The sequence below is a fragment of the Mesorhizobium opportunistum WSM2075 genome, assembly GCF_000176035.2.
Taxonomy (GTDB): domain Bacteria; phylum Pseudomonadota; class Alphaproteobacteria; order Rhizobiales; family Rhizobiaceae; genus Mesorhizobium; species Mesorhizobium opportunistum.
In genome coordinates this window covers 6,190,803-6,206,527 of record NC_015675.1, presented here as the reverse complement: position 1 = coordinate 6,206,527, position 15,725 = coordinate 6,190,803, and the positions used below count along the sequence as shown (strand labels likewise).

The window sequence follows — 15,725 nt, the reverse complement described above, 5'->3', positions numbered from 1 at the left end:
ATGAGACAAAGGATAAATCGATGAAACTCTTCCTCGCTGCTGCAATCTCCCTCCTCGCGCTCGCCGGCGGCGCAAGCGCGGAAGAGCATGTCGTGCAGATGCTCAACAAGGGCGAAAAAGGCGCCATGGTTTTCCAGCCGGCCTTCGTCAAGGCCGCACCCGGCGACACCGTAAAGTTCGTGCCGACCGACAAGACCCATGACGCCGAGTCGATCAAGGGCATGATTCCGGATGGCGCCGAGCCGTTCAAGGGCAAGCCGAGTGAGGAGATCACCGTTACGCTGACCAAGGAAGGTGTCTACGGCGTCAAATGCGCGCCCCACTATGGCATGGGGATGGTCGCTCTGATCGTTGTCGGTAAGCCGGTAAACCTGGATGCGGCGAAAGCGGTCAAGCACGTAGGCAAGGCAAAGACGGTGTTCGCCGACCTGTTCACCCAGGTTGCGGCCAACTAGCCGCAATCAGACAGCCTGCTCGCCGCAAGTCGGAGTGGGCGAGGGCCGGATGGACCGAGGGCGGCGGTTCATCCGGCTCTTTTTATTTGAGGATACAAGTCATCTGAGGACACAAGTCATGGCAATTGCACGTCTGCGGCGCTATTCCGGCCCCGCCTTTCTTTCCTACGGGTTCCGGCCCTTCTTCTTCCTTGGGTCCCTGTATGCCGCGCTCTCGATTCTGCTCTGGCTACCGATCTATGCGGGCGAGCTCCAAGCCCACAGTGTATTTGTTCCGATCGATTGGCATATCCACGAGATGCTGTTCGGCTATCTGCCGGCGATCGTTACCGGGTTCCTGCTGACCGCCATCCCCAATTGGACTGGCCGGCTGCCCGTACAAGGCTTGCCGCTGTTGGCGCTGGTTGTCCTGTGGCTTGCCGGGCGCGCCGCTGTCTTCTTCTCGGCCGACATCGGCTGGCAAGCAGCCGCGGTGATCGACGGCTCATTTCTGTTCGCGGTTGCTGCCGCCGCCGCCCGCGAAATCATCGCCGGACGCAACTGGCGCAACCTCAAGGTGCTGCTGCCGCTTGTCGTGATGGCCTGCGCCAACGGCGCATTCCACATCGAGGCCCATGTCCAGGGCACGTCGGACATCAGCCGCAGGCTCGGCATGTCCGTGGCGATCCTGCTCATTTCGCTGATCGGCGGACGCATCATTCCAAGCTTCACGCGCAATTGGCTCGTGCGCGAAAATCCTGGCAGGCTGCCGACGCCATTCGACCGTTTTGACATTGCATCTCTGACCATTTCAGCCATCGCTCTGGGTGTCTGGACGTTCGCCCCCGACAGCGATATCTCCGGATTGCTCCTGGCGGCCGCCGCCACCAGCCAGGCATGGCGGTTGGCGCGATGGGCGGGCGATCGCACCTTGCGAGATCCGCTCGTTCTCATTCTTCACCTCGCATACGCCTTCGTGCCGGTTGGACTTTGGCTGATTTCGGCGTCGATTTTCATGCCTGCGATGGTGCCGATTGCTGCCGGACTCCATGCTTTGGGCGCCGGCGCGGTCGGATCGATGACGATCGCGGTGATGGCCCGCGCCACGCTTGGCCATACTGGTCGGCAACTCCGGGCCGGACCGCAAGCGATTGTTGTCTTCGCCGCGATCCTCATCGCAGCCATGTTGCGCATACTTGCTGTTTTTATCCCCTATGACGGGATCGTTCATGCCGCGGGCGCTGCATGGATTCTGGCGTATGTCGGCTTCCTCCTTACTTACGGCATGGCCTTGACGACGCAAAAGGCCAGGTAGCGACGAAAGAGACTGTGAGACCAGCCCTGCCGCTACAGTCAAGGCGGCATGGCGGCGGCTGTGCTTTCATGACACGCATGCCCGTCGGCTTACAAATGCGTAAGCTTCCGGCCACAATTCCGGGAGGATTCGAGCCCAATTGTGCCGAGGTTTCCAGGCTATTCAGTATCGCGACTGCGCAGCTGTTGAATCATCAGGGGAGTCACATGACGGAAACCAGGATTGGCTATTCATCTTACCAAATTGCGCTTCATTGGATCATAGCGGCGCTGGTGTTGTTCCAACTGTTGTTCGGGGAGAGCATGACAACCGTGGTCGACGCGGCCGAAAATGGAGCCGCGGTCTCTCCTGCCGACCAGACATTGGGCTCTGCTCATTTTTGGGTGGGGATTTCGATCCTGGCGCTCGTGTTCGTCCGGCTCACAATGCGCCTGATATCCGGTGCTCCTCGCCCGGCGGACCGCGGGCCCGCCTGGATGCGGATCGCCGCGCGTGGATCGCACGGCCTTTTCTATCTTCTCTTGCTCGCAACGCCGATTGTTGGACTCCTCGCTTTCTATATTGGCGATCCGTGGGGCGACATCCATTCGCTCAGCAAGCCGGTGTTTATCGTCCTGATTTCGGTTCATGCCTTGGCGGCCCTGTTCCACCAGTACTGGCTTCGCGACGGCACGCTGAAGCGGATGCTGTCGCCCGGTCGGTAGGACGGGTCTGGCAAATTTGTCGCCCACGTCAAAGCCGGGCCTGTTGGGCATACTCTGACGGCGCCTGCCGTCAGATCATGCCCAAATGGGAGAGCAGATCGCTCGCCCAGCCAGGGCGATCCCGAACCAGCCTGAACCCCAGATTGTCGGGGGGCAGGCCAACAGCGCAGCCTCCGCTTTTTCCGTCGCTGACGAAGTTCGACATATAGGCTCTGTGAAGGCCTTCGAGGACGTGGACGCCGCAATTGTCGACCGAACTCGCAACACCGCTTCCGTCTTCGGCCAGCGTCGTGCGGACATAACAGGTCGAAGTCCACTCCCAGACGTTGCCGGAGAAGTCGGCCAGGCCGCGCGAATTCACACCAAAGGAGCCCCGGCTCCTTGGCAACGGGTCCGGTTTGCGATTGAGGTCAAGCTCTGCCTGGTAGCTGGTGAGCCAACGTCTGGCCGGGTTGTCGGCATCGTTTTCGACACCCTCGAATTCCCCAGCAAACCGCTCCGCCGCGGCAAAGGCCCACTCTTCGTCGGATGGCAGCCGCCACAGGCTGCCGGTCACATCAGAATACCACCGGGCGTAGGCAACGGCGTCGAGATAGCTCACTCCTGTTGCAGGTGCATCGCGCGGGATTGAGCGGGTCTCCTCCGCCGGCCGACAGGCGCCAGCCGACACACAATCCGCGTAGTCGGCAGCGCTGACCTGATAGGTCATGATCTCGAGCGGACCGTTGAGTTGCCGCTCGACTTTGGGATTTGCTTGCGGGCGTCCGCCCCTAAGGTACTCGCCCGGCATCGGATAGATGATCGAACCTGGAAGCAGGCTGACCGTCATGGCAGCGACATGGGACTGTCTACGGCCACTGGCTGTCTGTATCGATAGCCCAACCGGCACGGCTGCGGCCATCATGGCGATCGGCATGAGTTTCAGGATGAAAGCCGACATGTCTTTTGTCCATGCCCGGACAGCATTGCTGTCCGGGCAAATTGAAAGTGCCGTTCAGTTGATGGCGATGGGCTTGGGTGCTTCGACCTGCGTCATCAGGTCGTCATTCCAATCGCCCTCGACCTTGAAGTGAGCGGTTGCTCCGAGTTCCACGGCCTCGATCAGATTGTGATTGACGTAGGCGTAGACGCCCGGCTGCAGGAATGTATAGAGCGCCGCCCCCGCAGAACCGCCGCGGATGAACCAAGTCTCCAGATCCTTGGCCGGCGGGTTTGCGAATTTGCCCAGCTCCCAGACATAATCGCCGTGGCCGCCGATCAAATGCGGCCGCGTATCGCGATTGGCCTGAGAATGGACGATGAGCACCGTTTCGCCGACCTTGGACTTCATGGCGTTGTCGCCGGTCAGGGATCCGACCTTGCCGTTGAACACCACATGGGTCGGAATAAGCCCACGCATCACCTTGACGGTGTCATCGTAGCCGTCGCCGGCGGATTCGTAGCTCTTGAAATTGCCCTTCTCGTCGCGCGGAATGTAGAAGTCACTCTCGCCGATGTAGAAGATCTTGTCGTACTTGACCGGTTCGCCCTTGTCGTTCCTCAGCCCGTCGCGCGGCAGCACCATGACGGCACCGTTCATGCCGGACACGACGTGCCAGGGGATCATCGCGCCGCCAGGGGCGCAGTGATAGACAAACGTTCCCGTCCGCGTCGCCTTGAAGCGCAGGGTCACCTGTTCGCCCGGATTGATCAAGGTCAGGCCCCCGCCACCCAGGCCGCCGGTCGCGGCGTGGAAGTCGATGTTGTGGGCCAGCGAGTTGGTGTCGGGATTGATGAGGGTCAGCTCGAGGTAGTCGTCCTGGTGCACGACCATCAGCGGGCCTGGGATCGAGCCGTTGTAGGTCATCGCGTTGAGCTTTGTGCCATCGGCATCGATGACGACAGGTTTTTCCTCGATCGTCATGGTGAACTCGACGATCTTCGGCCCGCTCTTGGCGATCTGGTCATGCGGATGCACAAAAGGCGGTGCCATGAGCGTGATCTTTTCACGGGGCAGCCCGCGGATCTCCGCCTTTGTGACCGTTGCCGACAATGCGGGCAGTGCCGCAACCGCGGCAGCGCCGAGCGCTGCTCCGAAGAGGGCTTCGCGTCGCGTGATCATGTGAATCTCCTGTGTCTCGACCGTTGCGGATGAGAAGAAAGCTACAGGACCTGACGCAGGGTTTCTTTGCGCTGGCGCAAATTGATGGGCATTAGTCGGAGAAACAACAGCCTGGAATACAACGATCTCGCGCGTCACGATTGAGGTGGAGAGGTTGGTGTCTCGGTCTTCTTCCAAAGGAGAGCTGTCACCATCGATTATCTTTAGATCAGTGGACGCTTTTTCTCTTCTGGATCGATGAGAATTCGCTCGGCTGCACCGTCGAGATCTTCATACTGGCCACTTTTCAACGCCCACAGGAAGCCGCCCAAGCCAAGCGCGCCAAGAAAGAGAGCGACGGGTATGAGATAGGTGAGGGTGGTCATGACGACCGGGCCAGTTCGTTGAAGTCGGACAGCCTGTCACGGCGAACATTTTTGGCCTGTGAAATGGGCTCGGAGGTTCGCAGTCGCAACGCATTTCCGATGACGAGCAGTGATGAAGCGGACATGGCAATTGCCGCTATCAAGGGCGTGACGTGTCCAAGTATGGCGATCGGTACTGCCACCGTATTGTAGACGATTGCGATTGCGATGTTCTGCCGGATCAGGCTTCCTGCCTTGCGCGAGACGTCCAGCGCGAGCGGCACCGCCACGAGGCTTTCACGCAGGAAGACGAAGTCCGCGGCGTTGCGGCCAACATCGGCTGCGGTTGCCGGTGCGATCGAGACATGCGCTGCGCTCAGTGCCGGCGTGTCGTTGAGGCCGTCGCCAACCATCAGAACCCTGTGCCCAACTTTCGCGAGGGTTTCGATGCGCTCGAGCTTGCCGGATGGCAGCAGGCACGGAACGAAGTCGTCGATTCCGAGTGACTTCGCAACCTCGGCACAGGCTGCCGCGGTATCGCCCGACAGCATCTCCACGGGAACCCCGGCGTCGCTCAATTGATCGATGGCCGCTCTGGCGTCGGCGCGCAATGCATCCTCGAAAACGAAGCATGCGGCAATCATCCCGTTTCTCGTCAGCACCGTTCCGCCGTAGCCGTGTTTGCCTTCACCGCCGGTTCGAGCCTTCCAGCCAGCCCATCCGCGTCGGCCCAGTCGCCAGGTACTTGCCGCGTCAGTGGCCTCGATTCCAAATCCCGGATGCTCGGTGACGGCATCGAATTTGAGCTGCCCGCCAGGAATGGCAAAGCCGGCTATGGCCTTTGAAAACGGATGACGCGAGTGCGCCGCCAGGTCGGCTGCGACTGTCAGCATGGCCGGATCGATCGACGGCGCGTTGACGAGCCGGGGCTGGCCAAGCGTCAGCGTTCCGGTCTTGTCGAAGACCGCAATGTCCACACTTGCCAGGCGTTCCATGGCGGAGCCATCCTTGACCATGATGCCGTTCTCGAACAGGCGCCTTGCGGCGACCACCTGCACGATCGGCACCGCGAGGCCAAGCGCGCACGGGCATGTGATGATGAGGACGGCGATGGCGATCGTCATCGCCCGATGCCAGTCGCCGGTCGCCGCTATCCAGCCCAGGAATGTCACAAACGCCGTCAGATGGACCACCGGGGCATAAAGCGCTGAAACGCGGTCGGCGATACGGCGATATTGCGCGCGGCCGCCCTCGGCGGCCTCCATCAACCTGACCATTTCCGCCAGGAACGAATCCCTTGCGGCGGCTGCCGCCTCAATCGTCAGCGGGCCGGTAAGATTGAGCACGCCGGCCTGTACCGCTTCGCCCGGCGCCACGTTTTTCGGCGTGCTTTCGCCTGAGGCCAGCGAGCAGTCGAGATCCGACGTTCCCTGGATGATCTTGCCGTCGACGGGGATCCTCTCACCGGCCGCGATCAACAACCGCATGCCTGGTTCGATCTCGCCGACCGGCAGATAGTCGCGCGCGCCATCGCCGCGCAGCACCATGGCGCCACGCGCCGCCAGCTGAGACAGGCCTTTCACGGCAGTCCGGGCACGCTCCCGCATCACATGATCCAGCGTGCGTCCGATCAAAAGGAAGAACAGCAGCGATACCGACGCGTCGAAATAGGCGTGGTCGCCATGATTGATCGTCTCATAAAGGCTCATGGCGTAGGCGAGCGAAACACCGACCGCGATGGGCACGTCCATATTCATGCGGCCATGACGCAAAGCATTCCAGGCCGAACGGAAGAAGATGCCGCCGGCGAAGGCGAGGGCTGGAATGGCGATCAGCGCCGAGACCCAGTGAAACAGGTCGCGGGTAGCACCTTCGGCGCCGGACCAGACAGAGACCGAAAGCAGCATGATGTTGCCCGCCGCAAAGCCGGCAACAGCGACGGCGCGGATCAGTTCGGCAAGCGTCTTGTCCTTGTCGTCGATCTCGGGTGCGAACAGATGCGCCTCGTAGCCCAGCCTGCCGAGCGCGGTGACGAAGGGTGGCACCTCGTCTCCACGCCACCGGACCGCGACCCGTTTCGTCGACAGGTTGACGCGCGCGCTTTCGACGTGATCGAGCTTTCCAAGTGCCGCCTCGATCGCCTGGATGCAGGCGGCGCAATGAACCGCCGGCACTGAAAGGTCGGTCTGCCGAAGACTGTCGCCAAGCGATCGGCTCGCTAACCTGATCTCCTGGCTGGATGGCAGGACCGACGTGGAGCCGTTCAGATCCAGCGCCATTTCAGCGCCCGGTGCACAACAGCTCACTGCAGCGCTCCATGAGAAATCATGATCCTGCGGACGTCGCGATAGGGTCGCGCCAGGCCGGCATCGGCGTCGACTTCGACGATCCAGACGCCGTCCTTCGGCATATGCTGCGCTGCGAATTCCTGGCCTGAGGCGAGGGCGAGCGTGACGGATTCGTCCTCTTTCTCGTAGGCGGGATGACGAAACAGCACCTTGACACCGTGTAGAGGAACCGGCTTGCCGGCTGCGTCGGAGAGGCTGTACCGGACTTCGCCCCATGCGATGGTCAGCTTGCCGGTCCAACCGAGCGCTGCTTGGGCGCGGCCGGCCTCGGCCTCCTTGTTGAATTGCTGGCTGGCCACATAGGTGTTCTCGACGACGAGGCCGGTCCAACTCGTATTGGCGAGCGTGGCCATGGTCAGGTTGACCGCGATGACCACCCCGAAAAAGGTGAGAATGATGGCCAGCATGTGCCTGCCTGTGAATTCGCGAGGCTTTTGGGCATTGGCGGTCATTTGGCGGCCTCTGGCGCGTTGAATGTGGCGGTGTACTCGTTCGACTCGAAGCTCGCTCCATCTTCGACACGGAACTTGAAGGTCTGTGCCGGTGCGTGGATCTGGTCCGCCGGCTGGCGAACGAAGACCTTCAACGTTTTCAGGCGGTCGGGCTCGACCGGGATGGCGAAAGACCGGCCGGCCGGGATGTCGTCGCCGACGACGGCCATATCGGCACCCTCCAGGCCCTGCATGGTGACGACGATTGTCCTTGGCTCAGGGATCATGTTGAGCAGCTTGACGGTATAGCCGTTGCGGATGGAGCCATCGGATAGCGTGACGAATTGCGGATTGCGGTCATGCAGCACGTTCAGCTCGAGCCGATCGCGCGTCAGCAGCGAATAGAGCAGGCCCAGCCCGATCAGCGACCACAGGCCCATGTAGACGTAGGTGCGCGGCCGGAAGATCTTGCGAATGTGAAAATGCGCCACCTGATCGGAGAAGGTGCCGACGCCAGTCCTGACCAGCGACGGATTGATTGAACTGGAGCCGCCTGCGGTCGCCAGCATCATATTGGCGTTGTAATCGGAGAGCGTCGCGTAGGAGATCAGCCCGCGCTCCTTGCCGAGCTTGTCCATGACGCCGTCGCAGGCGTCGATACACAGCGCGCAGGTGATGCATTCGAGCTGCTGGCCGTCGCGAATGTCGATCCCCATCGGGCAGACCGCGACGCAGGCATTGCAGTCGACGCAGTCGCCGACGGACTGCCCTGTCGCTTGCACCTTCTTGGCGTGACGCGAGCGCGGTTCGCCGCGCCAGTCATTGTAGGTGACGGTGAGCGAATTCTCGTCGAGCATGGCTGCCTGGATGCGCGGCCATGGGCACATATAGGTGCAGACCTGTTCGCGCATCAGGCCGCCGAACGTGTAGGTGGTCGCCGTCAACACGGCGATGGTGATGTAGGCGACAGGCGCGGCGGTACCGGTGAAAAGCTCGCCCACAAGTGTCGGTGCATCAGCGAAATAGAAAATCCAGGCGCCGCCGGTCGCCGCGCCGATGACCAACCAGACGGCGTGCTTCGATAGGCGCAGCATCAACTTGCGGGCGGTCCAGGGGCCAGCGTCAAGTTTCATGCGGGCGTTGCGGTCCCCCTCGACCGCACGTTCGACGACAAGGAACAGATCGACCCATACGGTCTGCGGACATGCATAGCCGCACCACGCACGGCCGACAGTCGAGGTGATCAGGAAAAGTCCAACGCCGGCCATGACCAGGAGGCCGGCCACGTAGAAGAATTCCTGGGGCCATATCTCGATGAAGAAGAAGTAGAAGCGCCGATTGGCAAGATCGAGCAGCACGGCCTGGTCCGGGGCAAATGGACCGCGATCCCAACGCAGCCACGGCGTCAGGTAGTAGATGCCAAGCGTGATCGCCATCACCAGCCATTTGAAGCGGCGAAAGTTGCCCGAGGCGCGCTTTGGGAAGATTTTCTTGCGCGCAGCGTAGAGGGGCTGACGTGTCTTGGCGGAATTGACCGCCTCGGCTTCCAGCCGTTCTACCTGCGTCTTGTCCAGCACGACTATCTCCACTTGCACGCAGACCGTGATTTTGAGCGCGCTGGGCAACATTGCCGCCGCCTGGACCGACCCGCGTTGATGCAGGTCAATCGGCGAATGCCGAAAAGATCGAGGCCCGGACTGGCCGGGCCTCGTCGCTCAGGCGGTGAAGGGCAGGAAATAGGGCCCCCGACCTATTCCCCACCGCCGAGCGAATGGATGTAGACCGCCAACTCCTTGACCTTGGTCTCGCCGAGACGCGCGCCCCATGCAGGCATCACGCCCTGCTTCGGTGCGCGAACCTGGTCGGCGATTGCCGTCTCGCCCGACCCGTAAAGCCAGATCGCGTCGGTCAGGTCGGGTGCGCCGAGTTCCCTGTTGCCTTTTGCATTGTCGCCGTGACAGGCGACGCAGTTTTCGGCGAAGACCCTGGCGCCGGGTTGAATAGGAGTTGCATCGCGGACCTTGCCGGACAGGCTGGCAACGTAGGCGCTGACCTGAGCGATCTGGTCGGCGGTGATGATGTCCCCGAAGGCCGGCATTTCCGACAGACGCGTGTCCGGATCTGAAGCGAAGCGGATGCCGTGCGTGATCGTCTGCTGGATCTGCTCGGCCTTGCCGCCCCACAGCCAGTCGTCGTCGTTGAGGTTGGGAAAGCCCTTGGAACCCTGGGCGCCGGAGCCGTGGCACTGCGTGCAGTTGACCTTGAATGCGGCGCCGCCGGCCGCGACCGCGAATTCCCGCAAGGCATCGTCCGCGGCGATTTCGGAGACGCTTTTCGACTCCACCGCCGCGACGTATTTGCCCTTCGCTGCTTCCGCCGCCGCCAACTCGTTCTTGACGTCGTTGCGGCTCGAATAGCCGAGAACACCCGTTGTCGCCGAGTGCAGCAGCGGCCATGCCGGATAGGCGATGGTGTAGCCGATCGCCCAGACGATGGTGACGTAGAACGTGATGACCCACCAGCGCGGAAGTGGGTTGTTCAGCTCCCGGATGCCGTCCCATTCGTGACCCGTGGTTGAGACGCCGGAGATTTCGTCGATGTGTTCGTCGCTCATGATCACTCGTCCTCGAGGGGAATCCGGGCTGCTTCGTCCGCAAGCTTGCGGCTGCCGGGGCGCAGCGCGAAGACAATTGCCCCCGCAAAGAAAAGCGCCATGGCGACAAGACCCCAGCTGTCGGCAAACTCCCGCATAAAATTGTAATTCATGGAAAACTCCTCAGCGGTAGCCGGCGGCTTCGTCGTAGTTCTTGAAATCGACCAGCGTGCCCAGCATCTGCAGATAGGCGACGAGGGCATCCATTTCGGTGACCTGTTGCGGGTTGCCGTCGAAGTCGCCGATCTTGGCTTTGGGATAACGGGCCTCAAGACCTGATGTGTCGGCGTTGGGATCAGCCTGCGCCATCAGATCGGCATTGGCGTGCGCGACCATATCATTGTCATAGGGGACGCCGACCCGCCGGTTGGCGACAAGGTGCGTCGAGAAGTCCTTCACGTCGATCGGCGCGTCCTTCAGGAACGCGTAGCTGGGCATGATGGATTCCGGCACAACGGAACGCGGATCGGAGAGATGCGCGACATGCCATGCATTCGAATATCGGTCGCCGACCCGGGCGAGATCCGGCCCCGTCCGCTTCGATCCCCATTGAAAGGGATGATCGTACATCGACTCGGCGGCCAGGCTGTAATGGCCGTAGCGCTCGACCTCGTCGCGGAACGGCCTGATCATCTGGCTGTGGCAGAGGTAGCAGCCCTCGCGCACATAGATGTTGCGTCCGGCAAGCTCGAGCGGCGAGTAGGGCCGCATGCCTTCGACTTTCTCGATCGTGTTATCGAGGTAGAAGAGGGGTGCGATCTCGACGATGCCGCCGACGGTCACCACAAGAAGGGAGCCTACGAGAAGCAGCGTGGCGTTCTTCTCGATTAATGCATGTCTATCGATCAAGCCCATGTTCTGGCTCCTTATTCGGCAGGCTGAAGGGCGGGAACGGAGCCCGGCATCGGTTGCTCCTCACGCTGGTGGCCGAGGATGGTCATGGTGATGTTCCAGGCCATGATCAGGGCACCCGAGAGATACATGGCGCCGCCCATGGCGCGCATGACGTAGTAGGGGTGCATGGCAGCGACGGTCTCGGCGAAGGAGTAGACCAGGAAGCCCTGCTCGTCGTATTCGCGCCACATCAGGCCCTGCATGATGCCGGACACCCACATGACCGCGGCGTAGACGACGATCCCCAGGGTCGCCAGCCAGAAGTGCCAGGTAACCAGCCGCAGCGAATAGAGCCGGTTACGGTTCCAGAGCTTCGGCACCATGTAGTAGATCGCGCCGAACGAGATCATGCCGACCCAGCCGAGTGCACCGGAGTGCACGTGACCAATGGTCCAGTCGGTATAATGCGATAGCGAGTTGACCGCCTTGATCGACATCATCGGGCCTTCGAAGGTCGACATGCCGTAGAAGGCGATGGCCATCACCATCATGCGGATGATCGGGTCGGTGCGCAGCTTGTCCCAGGCGCCGGACAGCGTCATCAGGCCATTGATCATGCCGCCCCAGGACGGCATCCACAGCATGATCGAGAACACCATGCCGAGCGTCTGCGCCCAGTCGGGCAGGGCGGTATAGTGCAGGTGATGCGGCCCAGCCCAGATGTAGAGAAAGATGATCGCCCAGAAATGGATGATCGAAAGCCGGTAGGAATAGACTGGACGGTTCGCCTGCTTGGGCACGAAATAATACATCATGCCGAGGAAGCCGGCCGTGAGGAAGAAGCCGACCGCGTTGTGGCCGTACCACCATTGCGTCAGCGCGTCCTGGACGCCGGAAAAGGCGGAGTAACTCTTGGAACCGAGGAAAGAGGCCGGCATCGAAAGGTTGTTGACCACATGCAGCATCGCGATGGTGACGATGAAGGACAGGTAGAACCAGTTGGCGACGTAGATGTGCGGTTCCTTGCGCTTCAGGATCGTGCCAAGGAACAGGATGAGGTAAGCGACCCAGACGATGGTCAGCCAGATGTCCACGTACCATTCGGGTTCGGCGTATTCGCGGCTCTCGGTGATGCCGAGCAGGTAGCCTGTCGCGGCCATTACGATGAAAAGCTGGTAGCCCCAGAAGACGAACCAGGCGAGATCGCCGCCGAACAGGCGGGCGCGGCAGGTACGTTGCACGACGTACAATGACGTGCACAGCAGCGCGTTGCCGCCGAAGGCGAAGACGACACCGGACGTGTGCAGCGGCCGCAAACGGCCGAAATTGAACCAAGGCTGAATATTGAGATCGGGGTAGGCCAGCTGCAGCGCGATGACCACGCCGACCAGCATGCCGACGACACCCCAGAACATCGTGGCGATGGCGCCGTAGCGGATTGGACCGTCCATGTAAGCGGATGGATCGATCGGAGCGGCGACTTCGAAGCTCGAGTTGCGAATGAGGATGGCGACAAAACCGAGCAGCATGAAGAACAGCACCCACATGTGCTGCCGGAACGGCTCGTCCACGCCGAAGCCGGCGGCCACCAAGGCCGCGAATGTAAAAAGGCTCAACGCGAAGATTTGTGTGCCGAACTTCATGACATTTCCCCGACCTCGAATTCCCTGCGCGGACGTCAATCCGCGGCAACACCAATTCCGCAGCCGGCACGTCCCCGCCTTGATCCATGTCAAAGTCATATGCATTTGGATTGGGCAGGCTTGATCCTGCGAACGATCAGGAGATTGCCGTTGAACTCGCAGACAGGAGGGGGACCGTTTCCACTGCATGCAGGCGGCAAAAATTCGATGCCGGCGGGGTCTGCTGCGGTGATGAAACGTGTACACTTGGAAAAACTGCAGCTCTGCGACGCCTTGGAAAGGATCGCGGACACGCTGCCCAAGGTCGACACTTTGGCATGCTTGGCGGTAGCGAACGCAATCGTTCCGCTGTTGCGCGACAGTCATCGATACGAAGAGACGGTCATATTCCCCGCATACGAGACGGCGTTGGCCGGCAGTGATGCCAATCTTGATTCAGCAAGGCGATTGAGCGCCGAGCATATCGAGGACGAATGCTTTGCCGGTGAGTTGACCGAGATGTTGCTGGCGATCGGCCACGGCAAGACGATCGACAATGCCGAGGCGGTTGGGTTCATGCTGCGCGGGTTCTTTGAAAGCCTGCGCCGGCATATCGCCTTCGAGCGCGAGCATGTCCTGCCGATGATTGGGTTTGTCGATTGAGCCTAGGCGCCGGAGCGGCGCTGCAGTCGATTCAAGCTATCGACGATGACATGCCGATTGTTCTCGATGCGGATCACGCCATCTGATCGCAGCCGGGTCAGCTGACGGCTGACAGTCTCGATCGTCAGACCGAGGAAATCGGCGATGTCGGCGCGGGTCAAAGGCAGATCGAAACTTGTCGACTGGGCGGCCGGATCAAGCGTGGGGTCGATGTTCCTGGCGATCATGAGTAGGAAGCTCGCCACCTTTTCCGAAGCACTCTTGCGGCCCAGCGTCACCATCCAGTCGCGGGCATCATCGAGTTCGTTCAGCGTCTGCTTGAAGAGACGATGCTGCAGTCCCGGCGATTCCTTCATCATCCGTTCGATGGCCGCCTTTGGGAACGAGCACAGGGAGACTGCGGTTGCGGCTTCGGCGTTGATCGCGCTTTCCACCTTGAAGGGCCTACCCAGAAAATCGGGAGCAAATTGAAGCCCGACAATCTGCTGGCGCCCGTCCGAAAGGCTTTTCATCAGCTTGACCACGCCGGAAAGCACATTCGCGTAGCTGTCGACGGCCTCGGCGTCACCGATCAATTCCACGCCCGCTTCGACGGTATGCTTCGATGAGGTCTTGGCGAGGCTCACCAGCTGGTCCGGATCGAGCGCGCCACAAACGCCATGATGCCGCGCTTCGCATGACTGGCAAAGCACGGGAATGCCGGCGCTATGTACATCCTGACGCACTGTCATCGTGGTCGTCCGCGAACCCAAAGGTTCCGTCAGGATATAGCATCGACCCAAGAAAAAGCCTTGCGGCAGTTTGTCCGCAGCCAATGGGCATTGACCGAAATCAAGGCGGCTACCGCCCCTCGCGAGCAGTATCGCGCGAAACATTCCGGAGTTGATAGCGACATGCGGCCAGAATTAGTTGCCAGGCTTGGCGAGAACGTGCCGCGTTATACGAGTTACCCGACGGCGCCGCATTTTCATCCGGGCGTCGATGCCGCCGTCTGTCGTGGCTGGCTGCAGGCGCTCAACGAGGGCGACGAGATCTCGCTCTATCTGCACATCCCCTATTGCGACAAGCTTTGCTGGTTCTGTGCGTGCCACACCAAGCAGACACGCCACTACGAACCGGTCACAAAATATCTGAGATCGCTGCATGCGGAGATCGCCACCGTCTCAAGTCTCGCCGAAGGCAAGGGCCGGGTACGTGCCGTCCATTTCGGTGGCGGCTCACCGACGATGCTCAAACCACAGGACATGGTGGCGCTGGGAGCCGTTCTGCGCAATAGCTTCTCATTTCTTCCCGGCGCCAAGATCAGCGTCGAAATCGAACCCAACGATATGGACGAAGCCCGCCTCGACGCGCTTGCCGAAATCGGCATGACGAGAGCCAGCCTCGGGGTCCAGGATTTCGATCCGAAGGTGCAGAAGGCCATCAATCGCGAACAGACCTTCTTGCAGACCAAGACAGTCGTCGACGGCGTTCGGTCACGCGGCGTCGAGTCGGTCAACCTGGACCTGCTCTACGGCTTGCCGCACCAGACCGGGGAGAGCGTCTTGTCCACTGTCATGCAGGCGCTGACGCTCGAGCCCGACCGGATCGCCCTTTTTGGCTATGCCCATGTGCCATGGTTCAAGAAACATCAGACAATGATCGACGAGGCCTGGTTGCCAGGCCCGGAGGAGCGGTTTGCCCAATCGCAATTGGCAGCTCGCGCCATACTCGACCAGGGATACGAAGCAATCGGGCTCGACCATTTCGCCAAACCGGGCGATGCGCTGGCGCTTGCCGCGCATGCGGGGATGTTGCGTCGCAACTTTCAGGGCTACACCGAGGATCGTTGCGAAACCTTGATCGGCCTCGGCCCGTCATCCATCAGCCAATTCCGGCAAGGCTATGTACAGAACATGCCTTCGACCGCCGAGTATGGCCGCATGGTGGATGACGGTGGGTTGGCTTCGGTTCGCGGAATTGCTTTTTCCGACGACGACCGCGCTCGCGGTTGGATCATCGAGCGGCTGATGTGCGATTCCGGCTTTTCAGCGATCGACCTGGTTGAGCGCTTTGGCGAGGCTGGCCAAAGGCTTCTCGGCAAAGCGAGTTCCACCGCCCTTCTTGATCCTGCCCGGTTGCTTGAACTTCACGGTGATCACTTCGTCGTGCCGGTCGAAAGCCGCCCCTTTGTCAGAAGCGTCGCGGCGAAGTTCGACAAATATCTCGAAACCGGCAAGGCGAGGCATTCCGTGGCGGTCTGAACATCGGCTGCGTCAGGAATGCTCCCGGGCCGG

At 61.1% G+C, this 15,725-nt stretch carries 16 protein-coding genes; 5 read left to right on the top strand and 11 right to left on the bottom strand.

Going from position 1 to position 15,725, the window contains the following annotated elements:
- Positions 1 to 20: 20 nt before the first annotated feature.
- The 3 genes from MESOP_RS29850 to MESOP_RS29840 all read left to right on the top strand — a co-directional run bounded on the left by MESOP_RS29850 (position 21) and on the right by MESOP_RS29840 (position 2,453).
- On the top strand, positions 21 to 455 hold the full coding sequence (locus MESOP_RS29850; RefSeq protein WP_013897078.1) for a pseudoazurin: 435 nt from the start codon (positions 21 to 23) through the stop codon (positions 453 to 455).
- Positions 456 to 573: 118 nt separating this feature from the next.
- Positions 574 to 1,749, top strand: coding sequence for an NnrS family protein (locus MESOP_RS29845; RefSeq protein WP_013897077.1), 1,176 nt, complete (start codon positions 574 to 576; stop codon positions 1,747 to 1,749).
- 206 nt (positions 1,750 to 1,955) lie between these two features.
- Complete coding sequence (locus MESOP_RS29840) at positions 1,956 to 2,453, top strand: cytochrome b (protein WP_013897076.1); 498 nt, start codon at positions 1,956 to 1,958, stop codon at positions 2,451 to 2,453.
- 70 nt (positions 2,454 to 2,523) lie between these two features.
- On the opposite strand, the gene MESOP_RS29835 is transcribed toward MESOP_RS29840, so the two are convergent.
- The 10 genes from MESOP_RS29835 to ccoN all read right to left on the bottom strand — a co-directional run bounded on the left by MESOP_RS29835 (position 2,524) and on the right by ccoN (position 12,807).
- Positions 2,524 to 3,393: an SUMF1/EgtB/PvdO family nonheme iron enzyme gene (locus tag MESOP_RS29835; protein ID WP_013897075.1), complete on the bottom strand. Its 870-nt coding sequence runs from the start codon at positions 3,391 to 3,393 to the stop codon at positions 2,524 to 2,526.
- Between the two features lie 54 nt (positions 3,394 to 3,447).
- Positions 3,448 to 4,554, bottom strand: a complete 1,107-nt coding sequence (gene nirK, locus MESOP_RS29830) for a copper-containing nitrite reductase (protein WP_013897074.1) — start codon at positions 4,552 to 4,554, stop codon at positions 3,448 to 3,450.
- Between the two features lie 203 nt (positions 4,555 to 4,757).
- Entirely contained in the window at positions 4,758 to 4,919 is a 162-nt protein-coding gene (gene ccoS, locus MESOP_RS29825; protein WP_013897073.1) for a cbb3-type cytochrome oxidase assembly protein CcoS, read from the bottom strand.
- Positions 4,916 to 7,204 (bottom strand): cation-translocating P-type ATPase, encoded by a 2,289-nt coding sequence (locus MESOP_RS29820; protein WP_013897072.1) that lies wholly within the window; start codon positions 7,202 to 7,204, stop codon positions 4,916 to 4,918. Before MESOP_RS29820 ends, ccoS begins: the two co-directional genes overlap by 4 nt.
- Complete coding sequence (locus tag MESOP_RS29815) at positions 7,201 to 7,698, bottom strand: FixH family protein (RefSeq protein WP_013897071.1); 498 nt, start codon at positions 7,696 to 7,698, stop codon at positions 7,201 to 7,203. Before MESOP_RS29815 ends, MESOP_RS29820 begins: the two co-directional genes overlap by 4 nt.
- Positions 7,695 to 9,254: a cytochrome c oxidase accessory protein CcoG gene (ccoG, locus tag MESOP_RS29810; RefSeq protein WP_041165127.1), complete on the bottom strand. Its 1,560-nt coding sequence runs from the start codon at positions 9,252 to 9,254 to the stop codon at positions 7,695 to 7,697. The genes MESOP_RS29815 and ccoG overlap by 4 nt, the downstream gene beginning before the upstream one ends.
- Positions 9,255 to 9,427: 173 nt before the next feature.
- Positions 9,428 to 10,291 (bottom strand): cytochrome-c oxidase, cbb3-type subunit III, encoded by an 864-nt coding sequence (gene ccoP, locus MESOP_RS29805; protein ID WP_013897069.1) that lies wholly within the window; start codon positions 10,289 to 10,291, stop codon positions 9,428 to 9,430.
- A gap of 2 nt (positions 10,292 to 10,293) precedes the next feature.
- Complete coding sequence (locus tag MESOP_RS29800) at positions 10,294 to 10,443, bottom strand: CcoQ/FixQ family Cbb3-type cytochrome c oxidase assembly chaperone (protein WP_013897068.1); 150 nt, start codon at positions 10,441 to 10,443, stop codon at positions 10,294 to 10,296.
- Between the two features lie 10 nt (positions 10,444 to 10,453).
- Positions 10,454 to 11,185 carry a cytochrome-c oxidase, cbb3-type subunit II gene (ccoO, locus tag MESOP_RS29795; protein WP_013897067.1) on the bottom strand — a complete coding sequence of 244 codons (732 nt, stop codon included), beginning with the start codon at positions 11,183 to 11,185 and terminating at the stop codon, positions 10,454 to 10,456.
- Positions 11,186 to 11,196: 11 nt separating this feature from the next.
- A complete protein-coding gene (gene ccoN / locus MESOP_RS29790; RefSeq protein ID WP_013897066.1) occupies positions 11,197 to 12,807 on the bottom strand; it encodes a cytochrome-c oxidase, cbb3-type subunit I in 1,611 nt (536 codons plus the stop codon).
- 207 nt (positions 12,808 to 13,014) lie between these two features.
- On the opposite strand from ccoN, the gene MESOP_RS29785 reads away from it, so the two are divergent.
- Positions 13,015 to 13,449 (top strand): hemerythrin domain-containing protein, encoded by a 435-nt coding sequence (locus tag MESOP_RS29785; RefSeq protein ID WP_013897065.1) that lies wholly within the window; start codon positions 13,015 to 13,017, stop codon positions 13,447 to 13,449.
- 2 nt (positions 13,450 to 13,451) lie between these two features.
- Here the strand turns inward: MESOP_RS29785 and MESOP_RS29780 are convergent, their stop codons facing one another.
- Positions 13,452 to 14,180 (bottom strand): Crp/Fnr family transcriptional regulator, encoded by a 729-nt coding sequence (locus tag MESOP_RS29780; RefSeq protein ID WP_013897064.1) that lies wholly within the window; start codon positions 14,178 to 14,180, stop codon positions 13,452 to 13,454.
- A 162-nt stretch (positions 14,181 to 14,342) separates the two neighbouring features.
- Here MESOP_RS29780 and hemN point away from each other — a divergent pair, with 162 nt between their 5' ends.
- On the top strand, positions 14,343 to 15,692 hold the full coding sequence (gene hemN / locus MESOP_RS29775; RefSeq protein ID WP_013897063.1) for an oxygen-independent coproporphyrinogen III oxidase: 1,350 nt from the start codon (positions 14,343 to 14,345) through the stop codon (positions 15,690 to 15,692).
- Positions 15,693 to 15,725: the final 33 nt, after the last annotated feature.

Coding starts and splice junctions, on each gene's coding strand:
- MESOP_RS29785 (WP_013897065.1), top strand. CDS start 13,015: ATGCCGGCGGGGTCTGCTGCGGTGATGAAACGTGTACACTTGGAAAAA.
- ccoP (WP_013897069.1), bottom strand. CDS start 10,291: ATGAGCGACGAACACATCGACGAAATCTCCGGCGTCTCAACCACGGGT.
- MESOP_RS29835 (WP_013897075.1), bottom strand. CDS start 3,393: ATGTCGGCTTTCATCCTGAAACTCATGCCGATCGCCATGATGGCCGCA.
- MESOP_RS29845 (WP_013897077.1), top strand. CDS start 574: ATGGCAATTGCACGTCTGCGGCGCTATTCCGGCCCCGCCTTTCTTTCC.
- hemN (WP_013897063.1), top strand. CDS start 14,343: ATGCGGCCAGAATTAGTTGCCAGGCTTGGCGAGAACGTGCCGCGTTAT.
- ccoN (WP_013897066.1), bottom strand. CDS start 12,807: ATGAAGTTCGGCACACAAATCTTCGCGTTGAGCCTTTTTACATTCGCG.
- nirK (WP_013897074.1), bottom strand. CDS start 4,554: ATGATCACGCGACGCGAAGCCCTCTTCGGAGCAGCGCTCGGCGCTGCC.
- ccoS (WP_013897073.1), bottom strand. CDS start 4,919: ATGACCACCCTCACCTATCTCATACCCGTCGCTCTCTTTCTTGGCGCG.
- MESOP_RS29840 (WP_013897076.1), top strand. CDS start 1,956: ATGACGGAAACCAGGATTGGCTATTCATCTTACCAAATTGCGCTTCAT.
- MESOP_RS29780 (WP_013897064.1), bottom strand. CDS start 14,180: ATGACAGTGCGTCAGGATGTACATAGCGCCGGCATTCCCGTGCTTTGC.
- MESOP_RS29850 (WP_013897078.1), top strand. CDS start 21: ATGAAACTCTTCCTCGCTGCTGCAATCTCCCTCCTCGCGCTCGCCGGC.
- MESOP_RS29800 (WP_013897068.1), bottom strand. CDS start 10,443: ATGAATTACAATTTTATGCGGGAGTTTGCCGACAGCTGGGGTCTTGTC.
- MESOP_RS29815 (WP_013897071.1), bottom strand. CDS start 7,698: ATGACCGCCAATGCCCAAAAGCCTCGCGAATTCACAGGCAGGCACATG.
- ccoO (WP_013897067.1), bottom strand. CDS start 11,185: ATGGGCTTGATCGATAGACATGCATTAATCGAGAAGAACGCCACGCTG.